15 protein-coding genes and 1 tRNA gene are annotated in these 18,960 nt (G+C 60.7%); 1 reads left to right on the top strand and 15 read right to left on the bottom strand.

What is annotated here, in order from left to right; genetic code table 11:
- From KEC16_RS19145 to rpsL, 4 genes are all read right to left on the bottom strand, one after another.
- A partial coding sequence (locus tag KEC16_RS19145; RefSeq protein ID WP_211551948.1) for a GTP-binding protein occupies positions 1 to 323 on the bottom strand: 323 nt, incomplete at its 3' end.
- Between the two features lie 45 nt (positions 324 to 368).
- Positions 369 to 2,453: an elongation factor G gene (gene fusA / locus KEC16_RS19140; protein WP_211551946.1), complete on the bottom strand. Its 2,085-nt coding sequence runs from the start codon at positions 2,451 to 2,453 to the stop codon at positions 369 to 371.
- A gap of 12 nt (positions 2,454 to 2,465) precedes the next feature.
- Positions 2,466 to 2,936 (bottom strand): 30S ribosomal protein S7, encoded by a 471-nt coding sequence (gene rpsG, locus KEC16_RS19135; RefSeq protein ID WP_211551943.1) that lies wholly within the window; start codon positions 2,934 to 2,936, stop codon positions 2,466 to 2,468.
- 11 nt (positions 2,937 to 2,947) lie between these two features.
- On the bottom strand, positions 2,948 to 3,319 hold the full coding sequence (rpsL, locus tag KEC16_RS19130; protein ID WP_024078294.1) for a 30S ribosomal protein S12: 372 nt from the start codon (positions 3,317 to 3,319) through the stop codon (positions 2,948 to 2,950).
- A 320-nt stretch (positions 3,320 to 3,639) separates the two neighbouring features.
- Here rpsL and KEC16_RS19125 point away from each other — a divergent pair, with 320 nt between their 5' ends.
- Positions 3,640 to 4,590 carry a transglycosylase SLT domain-containing protein gene (locus tag KEC16_RS19125; protein WP_211551941.1) on the top strand — a complete coding sequence of 317 codons (951 nt, stop codon included), beginning with the start codon at positions 3,640 to 3,642 and terminating at the stop codon, positions 4,588 to 4,590.
- Here the strand turns inward: KEC16_RS19125 and KEC16_RS19120 are convergent, their stop codons facing one another.
- From KEC16_RS19120 to KEC16_RS19070, 11 genes are all read right to left on the bottom strand, one after another.
- Positions 4,591 to 6,261, bottom strand: a complete 1,671-nt coding sequence (locus tag KEC16_RS19120) for a sensor histidine kinase (protein WP_249209338.1) — start codon at positions 6,259 to 6,261, stop codon at positions 4,591 to 4,593.
- A gap of 123 nt (positions 6,262 to 6,384) precedes the next feature.
- Positions 6,385 to 10,875, bottom strand: coding sequence for a DNA-directed RNA polymerase subunit beta' (gene rpoC / locus KEC16_RS19115; protein WP_211551937.1), 4,491 nt, complete (start codon positions 10,873 to 10,875; stop codon positions 6,385 to 6,387).
- Positions 10,876 to 10,938: 63 nt separating this feature from the next.
- A complete protein-coding gene (rpoB, locus tag KEC16_RS19110; protein ID WP_211551935.1) occupies positions 10,939 to 15,120 on the bottom strand; it encodes a DNA-directed RNA polymerase subunit beta in 4,182 nt (1,393 codons plus the stop codon).
- A gap of 243 nt (positions 15,121 to 15,363) precedes the next feature.
- Positions 15,364 to 15,738: a 50S ribosomal protein L7/L12 gene (rplL, locus tag KEC16_RS19105; RefSeq protein ID WP_211551933.1), complete on the bottom strand. Its 375-nt coding sequence runs from the start codon at positions 15,736 to 15,738 to the stop codon at positions 15,364 to 15,366.
- Between the two features lie 51 nt (positions 15,739 to 15,789).
- Positions 15,790 to 16,305: a 50S ribosomal protein L10 gene (gene rplJ / locus KEC16_RS19100; RefSeq protein ID WP_211551931.1), complete on the bottom strand. Its 516-nt coding sequence runs from the start codon at positions 16,303 to 16,305 to the stop codon at positions 15,790 to 15,792.
- Positions 16,306 to 16,628: 323 nt separating this feature from the next.
- Complete coding sequence (gene rplA / locus KEC16_RS19095) at positions 16,629 to 17,324, bottom strand: 50S ribosomal protein L1 (RefSeq protein ID WP_211551929.1); 696 nt, start codon at positions 17,322 to 17,324, stop codon at positions 16,629 to 16,631.
- A 4-nt stretch (positions 17,325 to 17,328) separates the two neighbouring features.
- A complete protein-coding gene (rplK, locus tag KEC16_RS19090) occupies positions 17,329 to 17,757 on the bottom strand; it encodes a 50S ribosomal protein L11 (RefSeq protein ID WP_211551927.1) in 429 nt (142 codons plus the stop codon).
- Between the two features lie 146 nt (positions 17,758 to 17,903).
- On the bottom strand, positions 17,904 to 18,437 hold the full coding sequence (gene nusG, locus KEC16_RS19085) for a transcription termination/antitermination protein NusG (protein ID WP_211551925.1): 534 nt from the start codon (positions 18,435 to 18,437) through the stop codon (positions 17,904 to 17,906).
- 2 nt (positions 18,438 to 18,439) lie between these two features.
- The gene (gene secE, locus KEC16_RS19080) at positions 18,440 to 18,637 is read right to left on the bottom strand and encodes a preprotein translocase subunit SecE (protein ID WP_211551950.1); all 198 of its coding nucleotides are present in this window, start codon (positions 18,635 to 18,637) and stop codon (positions 18,440 to 18,442) included.
- Between the two features lie 51 nt (positions 18,638 to 18,688).
- A tRNA-Trp gene (locus tag KEC16_RS19075) sits at positions 18,689 to 18,764 on the bottom strand.
- A gap of 120 nt (positions 18,765 to 18,884) precedes the next feature.
- The coding region (locus KEC16_RS19070) for an EF-Tu C-terminal domain-related protein (RefSeq protein WP_201785588.1) at positions 18,885 to 18,960 on the bottom strand (76 nt) is incomplete at its 5' end.

Here is an 18,960-nt window from a genome sequence, read left to right as displayed (position 1 = left end):
GCGGACACCACCAGGATGCCACCGTCCATCTGCGCCGCGCCGGTGATCATGTTCTTCACATAATCGGCGTGGCCGGGGCAATCGACGTGGGCGTAGTGGCGGTTGGCGGTCTCGTACTCGACGTGAGCGGTCGAGATGGTGATGCCGCGAGCCTTTTCTTCCGGCGCCTTATCGATCATGTCGTAAGCGGTGAAAGTCGCGCCGCCGGTTTCGGCCAACACCTTGGTGATGGCAGCGGTCAGCGAGGTCTTGCCATGGTCAACGTGACCGATGGTGCCGATATTGCAATGGGGCTTATTGCGCTCGAATTTCGCCTTAGCCATGTGTTTCTACTCCGTCCTCGAAATAGGTTTGTCTGTTTAGCGGAATTAGCCGGCCAGCTTGGCGCGAATTTCCTCGGCCACATTATTCGGAACTTCCGAATAATGGTCGAAGGTCATCGTGTACTGGGCCCGGCCCTGCGACATCGAGCGCAGGGTATTGACGTAACCGAACATGTTGGCCAACGGCACCATGGCGTTGATCACGCGGGCGTTGCCGCGCTGATCCATGCCATTGACCTGACCGCGACGGCTGTTCAGATCGCCGATGACGTCGCCCATGTAGTCTTCCGGGGTGACGACCTCGACCTTCATCATCGGTTCCAGCAACTTCGGACCAGCCTTGGCGATGCCTTCACGGAAGGCGGCGCGGGCGGCGATTTCGAAGGCGAGCACCGAGGAATCGACGTCGTGGTAAGCGCCGTCGGTCAGGGTGGCCTTGAAGTCGATCAGCGGGAAGCCGGCGATGACGCCATTATCCATGGACAGGCGAATACCCTTTTCCACACCCGGCACGTATTCCTTGGGAACCGAACCACCGATAACGGTATTGGTGAAGACAAAGCCTTCGCCCTTTTCCGCCGGTTCGAAGCGGATCTTGACGCGGGCGAACTGGCCCGAGCCACCGGTCTGCTTCTTGTGGGTGTAGTCCACGTCGGCCACCTTGGAGATGGTTTCGCGGTAGGCCACCTGGGGCGCGCCCACGTTGGCTTCCACCTTGAACTCACGCCGCATGCGATCGACCAGGATTTCCAGGTGCAATTCGCCCATGCCCTTGATCACGGTCTGACCGGATTCGGCGTCGGACGACACACGGAACGACGGATCCTCGGCGGCCAGGCGCGCCAGGGCCATGCCCATCTTTTCCTGATCGGCCTTGGACTTGGGCTCGACGGCCACTTCGATCACCGGCTCGGGGAATTCCATGCGTTCCAAGATCACCAGCGAGCTGGGAGTCGGATCGCACAAGGTGTCGCCGGTGGTGGTGTCCTTGAGACCAGCGAAGGCGACGATGTCACCGGCGCGGGCTTCCTTGACTTCTTCACGCGAATTGGCGTGCATCAGCAGCATACGGCCGACGCGCTCGCGCTTTTCCTTGACGGTGTTCTGGACGTAGGAACCGGCCTCGACCACGCCCGAATAGACGCGAACGAAGGTCAGCGAGCCGACGAAGGGGTCGTTCATGATCTTGAAGGCCAGACCGGCGAAGGGTTCGTCGTCGGTGGCGTGCTTCTGGATCTCGTCCTCGGTGCCGAACTTCACGCCTTCGATGGCGGGAACGTCAACCGGAGCCGGCAGGTAGTCGATGACCGCGTCGAGCAAGGGCTGCACGCCCTTGTTCTTGAAGGCGGAACCGCACAACACCGGCACGAAGACGCGGGCGATGGTGCCCTTGCGGATACAGGCTTGCAGCACTTCGAAGGACGGCTCTTCGCCCCCCAGGTACTGTTCCATGGCCGCATCGTCCATTTCGACGGCGGTTTCGATCAGCTGCGCGCGGTATTCGGCAGCCTTTTCGACCAGATCGGCCGGGATCGGAGCGTCTTCGAACTGAGCGCCCAGGCTTTCGTCTTTCCAGATCACCGCGCAATTGCGCAGCAGATCGACGATGCCCGCATAACCGGCTTCTTCACCGATGGGCAGATGCAAGACCAGCGGGCGAGCGCCCAACCGATCGACGATCATATCGACGCAGCGATAGAAATTGGCGCCGATGCGATCCATCTTGTTGACGAAACAAATGCGCGGCACGCCGTACTTGTCGGCCTGGCGCCACACGGTTTCGGATTGCGGCTCGACGCCGGCAACCGAGTCGAACACCGTCACCGCACCATCGAGCACGCGCAGCGACCGTTCGACTTCAATGGTGAAGTCGACGTGGCCGGGGGTGTCGATGATGTTGATGCGGTGATCACGCCAGAACGCGGTGGTCGCGGCCGAAGTGATGGTGATACCGCGTTCCTGTTCCTGCTCCATCCAGTCCATGGTGGCGGTGCCTTCGTGCACTTCACCAATCTTATAGGACTTGCCGGTGTAGTAGAGGATACGCTCGGTCGTGGTCGTCTTACCGGCATCAATGTGAGCCATGATGCCGATGTTACGGTAGCGCTCGAGGGGCGTTGTGCGGGCCATGTTGCCTTCTCTTTACCAGCGGTAGTGCGAGAACGCCTTGTTGGCGTCCGCCATGCGGTGAGTATCTTCGCGCTTCTTCACGGCAGCGCCGCGATTATTGGCGGCATCCAGCAATTCGCCCGACAGACGGTCGATCATGGTGGTTTCCGAACGCTTGCGCGAATAATCGATCAGCCAGCGGATGGCCAGAGCCTGACGACGATCGGTGCGCACTTCGACCGGCACCTGATAGGTGGCGCCGCCGACGCGGCGGGAGCGAACTTCCACGGCCGGCTTGACGTTGTCGAGGGCATCATGGAACACCTGCAGCGGGTCCTGGCCGGTCTTGGCCTGAATCTTGTCCAGGGCGCCATAAACAATAGCCTCGGCCGACGACTTCTTGCCGTCGAACATCAGGCAGTTCATGAACTTGGCTACGACCAGATCGCCAAACTTGGCGTCGGGGTTGATTTCGCGCTTCTCGGCGGCGTGACGACGGGACATATCTTTTATCCTTACTTCGGACGCTTCGCGCCGTACTTGGAACGACGCTGCTTACGGTCCTTGACGCCCTGGGTATCCAGAGTGCCGCGGATGATGTGGTAGCGGACACCGGGCAAATCCTTCACGCGGCCGCCGCGGATCATCACCACCGAGTGCTCTTGAAGGTTATGGCCTTCACCGGGAATGTAGCTGGTCACTTCGAAGCCGTTGGTCAGGCGCACGCGAGCAACCTTACGCAGCGCCGAGTTGGGCTTCTTCGGGGTGGTGGTGTAAACGCGGGTGCAAACACCACGCTTTTGCGGGCAGGCTTCCAAAGCCGGCACCTTGTTGCGCGTCGCCAAAGGCTGGCGCGGCTTACGGATCAATTGGTTGATCGTGGGCATTCAGTCATTCCCTGTGGCACAAACATCGAGCGATCGAAAAAGACAAAACCCATCCGATGCAGGCGCATCGGGGATTTTGTCGGATGTCGGTCGCCCACCCGTCTGGCGTCATCAAAGTGTTTCAGATAGTCGCGGACCGACAGGCAACAGACACCTAGTCCGTCGCCAGTCTTCCGAGAGCGCCGCATCCTATTTATCCGCCCCCCCCACGTCAAGGAAAAGAGTCAGCCCCCGCCCCCCGCTCACAACAGCATCAAACCCCTGGTAACCATTTCGTGTTAGGATGCGACTGTCAGAGCAGATTCAGTGTCGGAGAGCGCATGCAGACGTCGGCCACCATCACCCTGATCGAAGCGCAGGATTCGCGCCATCAGCGGGTGGCGCGACACATCCGCGACGCGGCCGAGGCAACCGGGGTGCCGTTCGATTATTTGTTGGCCCAGGCGAATTCCGAAAGCCGGCTTGACCCCAACGCCGCCAGTCCTCGTTCATCCGCCATGGGGCTTTATCAGTTCACCGCCGGCACCTGGCTGGAAATGGTGAAGAAGCACGGAGCCGAACACGGCTTGGGCAATTATGCCGACGCCATCACCAAGGGCAAGGATGGCCGCTGGACCGTCGCCGACAAGGACATGAAAAAAGAAATTCTGGAGATGCGGAAAGACCCACGCGTCTCGGCCCTGATGGCCGGCGAATACGCCAGCGACAACGGCAAGGTCTTGCAGTCCAAGCTGGGCCGCAAGGCCTCCACCCATGACCTTTACCTCGCCCACTATCTGGGGGCCGGCGGCGCCCTTAAGGTGTTGCAAGAGGTCAAGGATGGCCAGCAGCCCACCGCCGCCAGCATCCTGCCCGAAGCGGCAAAAGCCAATCCAGAAGAATTTCATCACGATGATGGCGACGGTGACGCCAAATCCGTTGACGATCTTTATGCCAGCATCCAAAGCCGTTTTCGCCGTTCCATGGCCAAGGTCGCCACCATGGCCAAACAGCTGAACCAACCGCAGATGAATCTGGCCGAACTGCGCCCCGAGGCGCGGCCACAGGCCGAAGCCCAGCCGGAGGCGCTCAGTCTGGCAGCCGCCCCGTCAATAGAGCCCCCGGCTCCGCTTGATCTCAGCCAGTACAGCACCTTTCCGGTCGCCATCGCCCAAGGCGCCGCCGACGAAAACACCAGCTTCCCGGTCCGCCTGCCGCCGGCGGTCAATGCCACCCGCGCCGATCAGGTGACCTTGCGGGCGATCATCGACGCCTTGAATGGCAAAGGCTGATCAGCCTTTGGGCAGGGTGAAACAGAAGCAGGCCCCCTGCCCCGGCGTCGAATCCACCCAAATCTCGCCGCCATGGCGCTCGATCACCCGCTGGCAGACGGCCAAGCCGATTCCGGTGCCGGCATAGCGGTCCCGCGCATGCAGCCGCTTGAACAACTCGAAAATCTGCTTGTGGTATTGCCCATCGATGCCGATGCCGTTGTCGGTGATGGAAAATTGCCATTGAGTGCCGCGATCTTGCGCGGCAATGGTCAATTCAGGACGGATTTCGTCGCGGCGATACTTCAAGCCGTTGGAGATGAGGTTCTGGAATACGCTGCCTAATTGGCCCGCATCGCCGACCACCATGGGCAACGGCCCCTTGATTTCGATGGCGGCGCCGGCCTCGGCGATCACCGATTTCAGATTGGCCAGAGCGGTGCTGACCAGAACCCCGGTCTGCACCGTTCCCCGTGTCAGCGGCCCGGTGCCGATGCGGGAATAGACCAATAATTCATTGATGATCACCTGCATGCGGCGAACGCCATCGACAGTATAGCCGATAAAGGTGTCGGCATCCTCGTCCAGCCGGCCATGATAGCGCCGTTGCAGCAATTGCACATAGCTGGCGATATTGCGCAGCGGCTCCTTCAGATCGTGCGAGGCGACATAGGCGAATTGTTCGAGATCGGCGTTAGAGCGGCTGAGATCGCGATTGGCAGCCTGTAAAGCCGCGCTGGCGGCGCGGTCACGCCGAATTTCCCGGGCCAGCACCTCAACCAAGGTGATCAACAACCCCAGCACCAAGGCGGCGGTGAGCAACGTCGCAACCGAACGATGCCGCCACGGGATCATCGCCTCGTCAACGTCCAAGCTGGCACAGACCACCAGATTGCGCGCCGGCATCGACCGGTACGAGACAATCCGCCCCCCCTCCCCCTCGCGGCCGGGAACGACGAAAGTGCCGGTCGCCGCTTGTGTCAGCGGCGCGGCAAAAGCACGCCGGGTCGCCTGATTTTGTCCGCCCTCGCCCTCCATCTGGGGATAAGCTGCCAACCGGACGCCATCTTGCCGATAAACCGCCAAATCCGGTTGCGGTCCCAGGTCGCCGTCATCGGTCAAAGCCGCGAAGGTCGCCACATCGACAATGGCGGCCACCGCGCCGAGCACCCGTCCCGCCCGGTCACGGAAGGCGCGCGCCACCGGAAAAACCACGTGGCCGGAAGTCGACTCGCGTGCCGCCGCCCCCAGATACAGTGCGTCGCCCCCGCCCGCCAGAACCGCCCGCACCCATTCCTCGGTCGCAAGCGAGTTCCCGGTCTTTGTCCCCTCCTGAATATCCAACACCACCCTGCCCTTGGCATCGACCAGATAAAGATTATCCAGATGCGGCGCTTCGGCGATGGTCCGCCGCAAGGCGTCCAGCTGATCGGCGGAAATCTCGAGCGGGCGGTTCGCTTGCATCATCGATTGGTCGATGACCCGTCGCACCACCTGATCGGCGGCATCCAGCGTGCGCCCAAAATATTGTTCCAGCAAGCGTGCCTGATGACGGGTCAAGGCTTCGGCGGCGGTGCGGGTATCGCTGTAATCGGCCCGAATCAGCGCCGCCGTCGCCCCGCCGCCAACGGCGAGACACAGGACAAACAGCACCAAAAGCAAAGCCCTTGGCCGCACCAGACGACGCCACATACGGGCCACCGGATCCCCCTTTCTCTGGACGGGCCAGAGCGATAATTAAACGATGGCTGGGCCGAGGGGTCAAAGAAAAACCCCCTCCGACCGAAGGCGGAGGGGGTTTTACCGTAACACGCTTTATTCGGCCGGACTGGCCGGGGCAAAGGCGCCGCCGGCAGGCAAGGCGGGGGCGGGTTCGCCGCCCTCGGCCTCGATCTGCATATCGCGATCTCGCTTGGCGGCGATCTCGCGCAGACGGTTCATCACCGCACCGGTACCGGCGGGGATCAAACGACCGACGATGACGTTTTCCTTCAGACCGTTCAGGGTGTCGACCTTGCCGGAAACGGCGGCTTCGGTCAGCACGCGGGTGGTTTCCTGGAACGACGCGGCCGAGATGAACGAGTGAGTCTGCAACGACGCCTTGGTGATGCCCTGGAGCACCGGGGTCCCCGAAGCCGGGCGGCCCTGTTCCTTGATCGCCTTGCGGTTCTCTTGCTCGAACTCTTGGCGATCGACCTGCTCACCGACCAGGAAGGTGGTGTCGCCGGGCTCGGTGATCTCGACCTTTTGCAGCATCTGGCGAACGATCACCTCGATGTGCTTGTCGTTGATCTTCACGCCCTGGAGACGATAGACCTCCTGGATTTCGTTGATCAGGTACTGGGCCAAGGCCTCGACGCCCATGACGCGCAAGATGTCGTGGGGGACGGGGTTACCATCCATCAACGCATCGCCACGACGGACGTAATCGCCTTCCTGCACCGACACGTGCTTGCCCTTGGGGATCAGGTATTCCATCGGATCACCGTCCTCGGGGACCACCAGAATACGGCGCTTGGACTTATAGTCCTTGCCGAATTCGACGCGGCCTTCGATGTCGGAGATGATGGCGTGATCCTTGGGCTTCCTGGCTTCGAACAGTTCGGCCACACGCGGCAGACCGCCGGTGATGTCGCGAGTCTTGGAACCTTCACGCGGAATGCGGGCCAGCACGTCACCGGCATGCAGCTTAGCGTGATTTTCCACCGACAAGATGGCGTCCACCGACAGGAAGTAACGCGCTTCCAAGCCGTTGGGCAAGGTCACCGGCTGGCCCTTGTCGTCGCGCAATTCGACGCGCGGGCGCAGTTCGGAACCACGCGGCTGCTGCTTCCAATCGACCACCACCTTGCTGGTGATGCCGGTGGCTTCGTCAACCACTTCACGGATGGACAGACCTTCGACCAAATCGACGTAATGAGCGACACCGTTGGTTTCGGTGATGATCGGCAGGGTGTAGGGGTCCCATTCGGCCATCTTGGCGCCCTTAAGCACCTTCTGGCCTTCCTCGACCAGCAGCTTGGCGCCATAGGGGACACGGTGACGGGCGCGTTCGCGGCCGCCGGCATCCAGCAGCAACAATTCGCAGTTGCGGCTCATGACGATCTTGGCGCCCGACGAGTTGGTCACCACGTTCTTGTTCAGCAACTGAACCGTGGTGTCGCCGGTGGCTTCGATGGCCGATTGCTCGGCGCCGCGCTGCGCCGCACCACCAATATGGAAGGTCCGCATGGTCAGCTGGGTTCCGGGCTCGCCGATGGACTGGGCGGCGATGACGCCGACCGCTTCACCGACATTGACGCGGGTCCCGCGGGCCAGATCGCGGCCATAGCAGCAACCGCAGACGCCCTCGCGCGCCTCGCAGGTCAGCACCGAGCGGATATTGACCACTTCGATACCGGCCTCGTCGATCTGCTCGACTTCCGATTCGCCGATCAGTTCGCTGGCGGCGACGATGACGCGGCCGGTGGCCGGGTCGACGATATCGCGGGACGCGGTGCGGCCCAAGATCCGTTCGGCCAACGGGCTGATCACTTCACCGCCCTCGACCACCGCCGAGACGGTCAGGCCGTTGATGGTGCCGCAATCTTCCTCGACGATGATGGCGTCCTGGGCGACATCGACCAGACGGCGGGTCAGGTAACCGGAATTCGCCGTCTTCAAGGCGGTGTCGGCCAGACCCTTACGGGCGCCGTGGGTGGAGTTGAAGTACTCCAACACGGTCAGGCCTTCCTTGAAGTTCGAGATGATCGGGGTCTCGATGATCTCGCCCGAGGGCTTGGCCATCAGGCCGCGCATACCGGCCAGCTGCTTCATCTGAGCGGCGGAACCACGAGCGCCCGAATGGGCCATCATGTACACCGAGTTGACCATGCGGCCCGGCTCGATGCGGCTGATTTCCTTCATCATGGCGTCGGCGACGTCGTCGGTGCACTTGGACCAGGCGTCGACCACCTTGTTGTACTTTTCACCCTGGGTGATCAGACCATCTTGGTACTGCTGTTCGTATTCCTTGGCCTTGGCCTCGGTTTCCGACACCAACACTTCCTTGGCCGGCGGGATCACCATGTCGTCCTTGCCGAACGAAATGCCGGCCTTGAAGGCGTTGGAATAGCCCAAGCCCATGACCCGATCGGCGAAGATCACCGTCTCTTTCTGACCGCAATGGCGATAGACCAGATCGATGACGTTCTGGATATCCTTCTTGGTCAGCAGACGGTTGATGGACGCGAACGGCACGTTGGGGTTACGCGGCAGGATTTCCGACAACATCATGCGACCGGCAGTGGTCTCCACGATCTCGACGATGGGATTGCAATCCTTGTCGACGTTGTTGTAGCGCGCCTTGATGTGCTGGTGCAGGGTCAGCACCTTGTCGGCCAAGGCCGCCTCGATTTCCTTCATGTCGCGGAAAACCGGCACGCGGTAGACCAGGGCCTTGCCGTCCTTGATCGCCTTTTCGATGACACCGACATCGGCCGAAGCGAACGGAGTGCCAGGAGTTTCGACGTTGTAGACGCGCAGGTCGCGACGGGCCAGACCGGCTTCCAGCATTTCGCGGCTGGTGATCTTGACGGCGCGATGGGCGGTAACGTCGCGGCGGGCGATCTTGGCCACCACTTCATCGAGGTCGCTGGTATCGACCGCTTCGGTCGGCAGAAAACGATTGCACAGGAACAAGGTTCCGGTGGACAGACCCATTTTCAGTTCATCGGCCGAATGGATTTGCAACGCCAGACCGGGCTGCTCGTCGCGTTCCATGGTGATGTAATAGATACCGAGAACGATATCCTGGCTGGGCACGATGATCGGCTTGCCGTTGGCCGGCGACAAGATGTTGTTGGTCGACATCATCAGCACGCGGGCTTCCAACTGCGCCTCAAGGCTCAGCGGAACGTGCACGGCCATCTGATCGCCGTCGAAATCGGCGTTGAAGGCGGTACAGACCAGCGGATGCAGCTGAATGGCCTTGCCTTCGATCAACACCGGCTCGAACGCCTGGATGCCCAGACGGTGCAGGGTGGGGGCGCGGTTCAGCATCACCGGATGTTCGCGGATGACTTCTTCCAGAATGTCCCAAACCTCGGGACGTTCCTTTTCCACCATGCGCTTGGCCGCCTTGATGGTGGTGGCCATGCCGTACAGTTCCAGCTTGGAATAGACGAACGGCTTGAACAGCTCGAGCGCCATCTTCTTCGGCAGACCGCATTGGTGCAGCTTGAGTTCGGGACCAACGACGATGACCGAACGACCGGAATAATCGACGCGCTTACCGAGCAGATTCTGACGGAAACGACCCTGCTTGCCCTTGAGCATGTCGCTCAACGACTTCAGCGGACGCTTGTTGGCGCCGGTGATGGCGCGGCCACGACGGCCGTTGTCGAACAGGGCGTCAACGGCTTCTTGCAGCATGCGCTTTTCGTTGCGGACGATGATTTCCGGCGCGCGCAATTCGATCAGCCGCTTCAAGCGGTTGTTGCGGTTGATGACGCGACGGTACAGATCGTTCAGATCCGAGGTGGCGAAACGGCCACCATCCAGCGGCACCAGCGGACGCAGTTCCGGCGGGATCACCGGAATGACTTCCAAAATCATCCATTCGGGACGCGAATCGGATTCCAGGAAGGCCTCGACCAGCTTGAGACGCTTGACCAGCTTCTTGCGCTTGGCTTCCGAGGTGGTTTCCTTGAGATCGATCTTGAGCTTGTCTTTCTCGGTCTCGAGATCGATGGCGCACAGCATCTCGCGGATGGCTTCGGCGCCGATCTTGGCGGTGAAGCTGTCTTCGCCATATTCGTCGACGGCGCGCATGTACTGTTCTTCAGACAGCAACTCGCGGATCTTCAACGGCGTCAGGCCGGGTTCGACGACGACATAGTTTTCGAAATAAAGGATACGCTCCAAGTCCTTGAGCGTCATGTCGCACAGCAGACCGATGCGCGACGGCAGCGACTTCAAGAACCAGATATGGGCGACCGGGCTGGCCAGCTCGATATGGCCCATGCGCTCGCGCCGGACCTTGGCCAGCGTCACTTCGACGCCGCACTTTTCGCAGATGATGCCGCGATATTTCATCCGCTTGTACTTTCCGCACAAGCATTCGTAATCCTTGATCGGGCCAAAGATGCGGGCGCAGAACAGGCCGTCGCGCTCCGGCTTGAAGGTCCGGTAGTTAATGGTTTCCGGCTTCTTGATCTCGCCGTACGACCACGAGCGGATCCGCTCGGGGGAGGCGATGGAAATACGGATCTGGTCGAAGGCCTGGGTACCGCTGGCCTGACCAAAGATCTTCATCAATTCATTCATGACCTGCTCCCGCATGAAGCTGGGGGGTGACGGAGGGGAAAGCCCCCTCCGTCCAAGGTTTAATTAGAAATCGCGCTGGGTCAGCTCGACATTGAGGCCGAGCGAACGCAATTCCTTGACCAGCACGTTGAAGGATTCGGGAATGCCGGCCTCGAAATTGTCGTCCCCGCGGACGATGGCTTCATAGACCTTGGTGCGGCCGGACACGTCATCCGACTTCACCGTCAACATTTCCTGCAACGTATAGGCCGCGCCGTAAGCTTCCAGCGCCCACACTTCCATTTCACCGAAGCGCTGACCGCCGAACTGCGCCTTACCGCCCAACGGCTGCTGGGTGACCAGCGAATACGGACCGATGGAACGGGCGTGGATCTTGTCATCCACCAAGTGATGCAGTTTCAGCATATAGATGTAGCCAACGGTGACCTTGCGGTCGAAGGGATCGCCGGTACGGCCGTCGAACAGGGTGACCTGACCGGAACGGTGACGGCCCGCCTTGTCCAGCATCTCGCAGATGTCGCTTTCACGCGCACCGTCGAACACCGGCGTCGCGAACGGAATGCCGGGACGCAGGTTGTTGCCCAGTTCCAGGACTTCCGTTTCCGACAGGTTGGCGATCTCGTCTTGATAGATTTCGGCCCCGTAGAAATTTTCCAGGGTGCTGTGCAGGTCGGCAATGGTGGCGGTGTTGTGGCGATAGCCTTCCAACACCTTGCCAATTTGCTGGCCCAGACCGGCCGAAGCCCAGCCCAGATGGGTTTCCAAAATCTGCCCGACATTCATGCGCGACGGCACGCCCAACGGGTTCAAAACGATATCGACCTGCTGGCCGTCTTCCAGATAGGGCATGTCTTCCAGCGGCATGATGCGCGAGATGACGCCCTTGTTGCCGTGACGACCGGCCATTTTGTCGCCCGGTTGCAGCTTGCGCTTCACCGCCACGAACACCTTGACCATCTTCATCACGCCGGGCGGCAATTCGTCGCCGCGCTGCAGCTTTTCCACCTTGTTTTCAAAGCGGTCCTGCAAACGCTCGACCGCCATGTCGAAGGCGCGCTTCAACTGCTCGACTTCGATCATCACCGCATCGTCTTCGACGGCGATGTTGCGCCACGTCGACAGATGCAGCTCGGCCAGCATGTCCTCGGTCAAAGCGACGTTGGCCTTGACCCCCTTGGGACCGGAAACCACCTTCTGGCCGACCAGCAATTGCTTGAGACGGGCGGCGAAAGAGCGTTCCAAAATGCCGCGTTCGTCGTCGCGATCCTTGGCCAAACGTTCGATTTCCGACCGTTCGATCGCCAAGGCGCGTTCGTCCTTTTCGACGCCACGGCGCGAGAAGACACGAACTTCAACGATGGTTCCAGCCACACCCGGCGGCAGACGCAAGGACGTGTCGCGCACATCCGAAGCCTTTTCGCCAAAGATGGCCCGCAGCAGCTTTTCTTCCGGCGTCATCGGGCTTTCACCCTTGGGGGTGACCTTACCCACCAAGATGTCGCCCGGCTTGACCTCGGCGCCGATATAGACGATGCCCGCTTCGTCCAGGTTCTTCAGGGCTTCTTCACCGACATTGGGAATGTCGCGGGTGATTTCTTCCTGACCCAACTTGGTGTCGCGAGCCATGACTTCGAATTCCTCGATGTGGATCGAGGTGAACACGTCGTCACGAACGATGCGTTCCGAAATCAGGATCGAATCTTCGAAGTTGTAGCCGTTCCAGGGCATGAACGCGACCAGCACGTTACGGCCAAGCGCCAGTTCACCCAGCTGAGTCGACGGGCCGTCGGCGATGATGTCACCCTTGCGGATGATGTCACCGACCTTGACCAGCGGCTTTTGCGTGATGCAGGTGTTCTGGTTGGAACGCTGGAACTTCAGCAGGTTATAGATGTCCACACCCGATTCCGTCGCCGCCATGTCTTCGGTGGCACGGATAACGACACGGGTGGCGTCAACCTGATCGACGATGCCGGTCCGCTTGGCGGTGATCGCCGCGCCCGAATCACGCGCCACCGCCTGCTCCATGCCGGTGCCCACCAGGGGGGCTTCGGCGCGGATCAGCGGAACCGCCTGACGCTGCATGTTCGATCCCATCAGGGCGCGGTTGGCGTCATCGTTTTCCAGGAACGGAATGAGCGCGGCGGCAACCGAAACCAACTGCTTGGGCGACACGTCGATCATGGTGATATCGCCGGGCGGAACCATGACGAATTCACCGGCCTGACGGCACGACACCAGATCGTGGACGAAACGGCCTTCGGCATCGAGCGTCGAATTGGCCTGGGCGATGGTGTAGCGCCCTTCTTCGTTCGCCGACATGTACTGCACGTCGTCGGTCACCTTGCCATCGATCACCTTGCGGTACGGCGCTTCGATAAAGCCGTACTGGTTGACGCGGGCATAGGTGGCCAAGCTGTTGATCAGACCGATATTCGGACCTTCCGGGGTCTCAATCGGGCAGATACGGCCGTAATGGGTCGGGTGAACGTCGCGGACTTCGAAGCCGGCGCGCTCGCGGGTCAAGCCCCCCGGGCCCAAGGCCGACAGACGACGCTTGTGGGTGATTTCCGACAGCGGGTTGGTCTGATCCATGAACTGCGACAGCTGCGACGAGCCGAAGAATTCACGTACCGCCGCCGCCGCCGGCTTGGCGTTGATCAAATCGTGCGGCATCACCGAATCGATGTCGACGGACGACATGCGTTCGCGGATGGCGCGTTCCATGCGCAGCAGGCCGACGCGATACTGATTTTCCATCAATTCGCCGACCGAGCGGACGCGACGGTTGCCCAGGTGATCGATGTCGTCGATCTCGCCCTTGCCGTCCTTGAGTTCGACCAGGATCTTGATGACGGCCAAAATATCATCGCGACGCAGCACGCGCACCGTATCGGGCACGTCCTTTTCGGTGAAATTCAGGCGCGAGTTCATCTTGACGCGACCGACCGCCGACAAATCATAGCGTTCTTCGTCGAAGAACAGGCCCTGGAACAGCGCCTCGGCGGTTTCCAAGGTCGGCGGCTCGCCCGGACGCATGACGCGATAAATGTCGATCAGCGCTTCTTCACGCGACGAATTCTTATCGACGGCCAGGGTGTTGCGGATATACGGGCCGACATTGATGTGATCAATGGCCAAGCACGGCAATTCGCTGACGCCGACCTTTTCCAGTTCGGCCAACACCACGGCGGTCAATTCGTGACCGGCCTCGATATAGATCTCACCGGTCTTTTCGTTGATCAGATCCTCGGCGGCATACTGGCCGACCAGATCTTCCGGCAGAACCAGGATGTCTTCGACGCCCTGTTCGCGCAGCTTCTTGCCCAAGCGCGGGGTCATCTTGGCGCCGGCCTCGGCCACCTTCTCGCCGGTCTTGGCGTCAATCAGGTCATAGACCAGCTTGATGCCCTTCATGCGTTCGGGGGCGAAAGCCGTCTTCCAGCCCTTGGGGCCGCGGGTATAGACGGTCTTTTCGTAGAAATACCGCAGAATATCTTCCGACGACATGCCCTTCAACTCGGTCAAATCGACCGGGCGGCTGTCGGCCTTGCGCGAAACGCGCAGATCCTGGGTGACGTCGTTGTCGAGCGCGTACAGCAGCGTCGTCACCGGCAGCTTGCGGCGACGATCGATGCGCACATAGACCAGATCCTTGGCGTCGAACTCGAAGTCCAGCCACGACCCGCGATAGGGGATGACGCGGGCGGCGAACAGATACTTGCCCGACGAATGGGTCTTGCCCTTGTCGTGATCGAAGAACACGCCGGGGGAACGGTGCATCTGCGACACGATGACACGCTCGGTGCCATTGATGACGAAGGTGCCATTGGCCGTCATCAGGGGCATGTCTCCCATGTAGACGTCCTGTTCCTTGATGTCGCGGATCGACCGCGCACCGGTGTCTTCGTCGATATCCCAGACCACCAAACGCAGGGTCACCTTCAACGGCGCGGCGAAGGTCATGCCGCGTTGCTGGCACTCTTCCACGTCGTATTTGGGCTGTTCCAGCTCGTACTTGACGAATTCCAGGGTGCCGCGCTCGGAGAAGTCCTTAATCGGGAATACCGACTTGAACACTTCCTGCAGGCCGACATTGGTGCGCTTTTCCGGCAATGTTTCCATTTGCAGGAAGTGATCGTAGGAACTTTTTTGTACCTCGATCAGGTTGGGCATCGGGGCCACGGTGGGGATTCGCCCGAAGCTTTTGCGAACTCGCTTCCGACCCGTGTAGGATTTAGCCATTGCCGCTCCTCGTCCTCATGTCGGTTCCGGCCCCAACCGGCGGGGCCGAGGGACGGGGGAAATCCCGTCCCGGGAAAAAACCTAACCAATAACCAGCTTGGGGTTCGTGGTGGACATAATGCGTCTACCCGGCGGATCAACCGCCCCCAAACCGTTAACTCACATACAAGCGCCATTGGGCCAGGTAGCGGCGACGATTCCCGTCACCGCTCCCGGCCCTAGGCGTAGACCCGAAAGTCTCGATTACTTGACGGCAACCTTGGCGCCGGCTTCTTCGAGAACCTTCTTGATCTTTTCGGCTTCGTCCTTGGACACGCCATCCTTGACGGTCTTCGGAGCGGCTTCGACCAGATCCTTGGCTTCCTTGAGGCCCAGGCCGGTGATGGCGCGGACTTCCTTAATCACGTTGATCTTCTTCTCACCGGCTTCGGTCAGAACGACTTCGAATTCGGTCTGTTCTTCAGCGGCCGGGGCGGCAGCGGCGCCAGCAGCGGCGGCGACGGCAACCGGAGCGGCGGCGGAAACGCCCCACTTCTCTTCCAGCATCTTGGACAGCTCGGCGGCTTCCAAAACGGTCAGGGCGGACAGATCATCAACGAGCTTGGCGAGATCAGCCATTTGATACTCCTAGTATTCAGCTTGAGTTCTGGGATGTGTTTACTTAAACGCTCACGCGGCTTCCTTGTCCGCCTTGGCCTTGAGCACCCGGGCCAACTGGCCAGCGGGGGCTTGCAGCACACCGGCGATACGGGTAGCGGGCGTCGAGAGCATGCCAAGCAACTTGCCGCGCAGTTCGTCCAAGGACGGCAGCGTGGCCAGAGCCTGAACGCCGGCAACGTCGAGACGCAACGTGCCGAGCGATCCACCCAGGATCTTCAGCTTGTCGTTGGTCTTGGCGAATTCGGCGGCGACCTTGGCGGCGGCAACCGGGTCCGCCGAATAGGCGATCGCGGTCGGGCCGGTGAACAGGTCGGCGATGTTCTCGTACTCGGTACCCTCAAGGGCGAGCTTGGTGAGACGGTTTTTGGTCACTTTGAAGCTGGCGCCAGCCGCGCGCATCTTGCCCCGCAAAGCGGTCATCTCGGCAACCGTCAGCCCCATATAATGGGTGACGACGACCAATCCGGCCTCTCCAAGGGTTCCATGCAGCGAGCCGACCCAATCTTTCTTTTGTGTCCGGTCCACTTTCGTCTCCAAACAGCGAGCCGACATTTCCCCCACGGACATCCGTGGCTTCATGTCGGTCCATTGCCCCTTGGTCTCGTCGGATGGTCATCATCCGCCGAAACCGGTGGCCTGTCCCAGAAGCTTCAAGCCGAAACACACCCGGGTCACGGGGGCGAACGGGTTCATCTTCTGTCTGCGCGGGCGGGAAAACGTCCCATTAAGTCACTTCCGGCTAGGCCGGCAGCGACGCCTACGGTCTCGGACAGGTTGGGAGTTTCCGTTGCCGGAAACTCCCGCTCCCCCCGAAAAAATCGGAGGTAACTTTTGAAAAGCGCTAACTCTTACGCGTTAACGCTGGCAATGTCCAGCTTAACACCAACACCCATGGTCGACGACAGCGACACCTTCTTGACGTAGGTGCCCTTGGCGCCGGCCGGCTTGGCCTTGTTGATGGCGTCGATGAAAGCCTTGATGTTTTCCACCAGCTTGACTTCGTCGAACGAAGCCTTGCCGATTCCAGCATGGATGATACCGGCCTTTTCAACGCGGAACTGCACCTGACCGGCCTTGGCGGCGCGGATGGCTTCGGTCACGTTGGCGGTGACGGTACCCAGCTTGGGGTTCGGCATCAGGTTGCGCGGGCCGAGGACCTTACCCAGCCGACCAACCACGCCCATCATGTCGGGAGTGGCGATACAGCGGTCGAAGTCCATCATGCCGCCCTGGATCTGCTCCGCCAGGTCTTCGGCGCCGACGATATCGGCACCGGCCTTGCGGGCTTCCTCGGCCTTGTCGGCCTTGGCGAACACGGCGACGCGCACGGTCTTGCCGGTGCCGTTGGGCAGCTCGACAACGCCGCGAACCATCTGGTCGGCGTGACGGGGATCAACGCCCAGATTCATGGACACTTCGATGGTTTCATCGAACTTGGCCTTGGCACCGGACTTAAGGAGCTTCACCGCGTCTTCGAGCGAATAAAACTTGTTGGAGTCGACGCCTTCATAGGCGGACTTCAGACGCTTACCGAGCTTCGCCATGGGATTACTCCACCACCTTGAGGCCCATGGACCGGGCCGAACCGACGATCATGCTGGCGGCGCCATCGATGTCGTTGGCGTTCAGGTCCACCATCTTCTTTTCGGCGATCTCACGGATCTGACCCATGGTCACCTCGCCCACGGTCGCCTTGCCCGGCGTCGTGGTGCCCTTCTGAATGCCAGCGGCCTTCTTCAGGAAGTAGGTCACCGGAGGAGTCTTGGTGACATAGGTGAAGGTGCGGTCGGAATAGGCGGTAATCACCACCGGAATCGGCATGCCGGCTTCCAGCTGCTGGGTCGCCGCATTGAACGACTTACAGAATTCCATGATGTTCAGGCCGCGCTGACCCAGCGCCGGACCGATCGGCGGCGACGGATTGGCCTTGCCGGCCGGCACCTGAAGCTTAATGTAGCCAATGACTTTCTTTGCCATTTTACCCTACCTCTGGTCTTCAGAGTTGGTGGTCCGGCCCATGGCGGGGCCTTCCACCGTCTCATCGCCCCAGGGACCATCCCCGAGGCGAAAACGGAAGATGCCGCCGAACCATCTGGCCGGCGGCGGCTTCCGCGTTTGTCGCGTCAGACCTTTTCGACCTGCGCGTATTCCAGTTCCACCGGGGTGGAGCGGCCGAAGATCGATACCGCCACCTTGAGACGGGAACGTTCTTCGTCGACTTCTTCCACCATGCCGTTGAACGAGGTGAACGGGCCGTCGCACACGCGCACTTGCTCGCCCACTTCGAAAATAATGCTGGGCTTCGGACGCTCAACGCCCTCTTGCACCTGCTGCATGATCCGTTCGGCTTCGCGCTCGGTGATCGGCACCGGACGGCCCTTGCCGCCCAGGAAGCCGGTGACCTTCGGCGTGTTCTGAACCAAATGCCAGCTATCGTCGGTCAGTTCCATCTTCACCAGGACATAGCCGGGGAAGAACTTACGCTCGGCGCTGACCTTGGCGCCACGGCGGACCTCGACGATTTCCTCGGTCGGAACCAGGATCTGCTCGAACATTTCGGCCATGCCTTTTTGCTCGGCCTGTTCGCGGATCGACTGCGAAACCTTCTTTTCAAAACCGGAATAGACGTGAACCACGTACCAGCGGGCGGTCGCCATACTCAGCCTCCAAGACCGAAGACGAACTTGACGGCCGTTGCGAACACCTGATCCACCAGCAGAAAGAAAATCGCCGCCATCACCACCATGACAAAAACCATGGCGGTCGAGATGGTGGTTTCCTTGCGGCTAGGCCATGTGACCTTGGCAGTTTCCTGCCGCACCTGCTTAACAAACTGGGCTGGCGACGTCTTAGCCATCATACTCTTGTTCGGTTGATGCGCCGGGGCGCCTTAAAACGACTTGCGGCTTGGCAGGAGTGGAGGGACTCGAACCCCCAGCCCCCGGTTTTGGAGACCGGTGCTCTACCAGTTGAGCTACACTCCTGCAACCGACGCGGTCTCCTTTTTCAAGGAAAGACGCACGGTCCGGTGCGGCCGAAGCCACGCCTTATACAGCCAGTTGGTGACCAACGCAACAGCGCTGGTCACCAACCGTTAACAATAACTACTCGATGATCTTGGCGACGACGCCGGCGCCGACGGTACGGCCGCCTTCGCGGATAGCGAAGCGCAGACCTTCG

This window comes from Magnetospirillum sulfuroxidans, assembly GCF_018224925.1.
Classification (GTDB): Bacteria; Pseudomonadota; Alphaproteobacteria; order Rhodospirillales; family Magnetospirillaceae; genus Magnetospirillum; species Magnetospirillum sulfuroxidans.
This window is presented reverse-complemented; position numbering and strand designations above follow the sequence as displayed.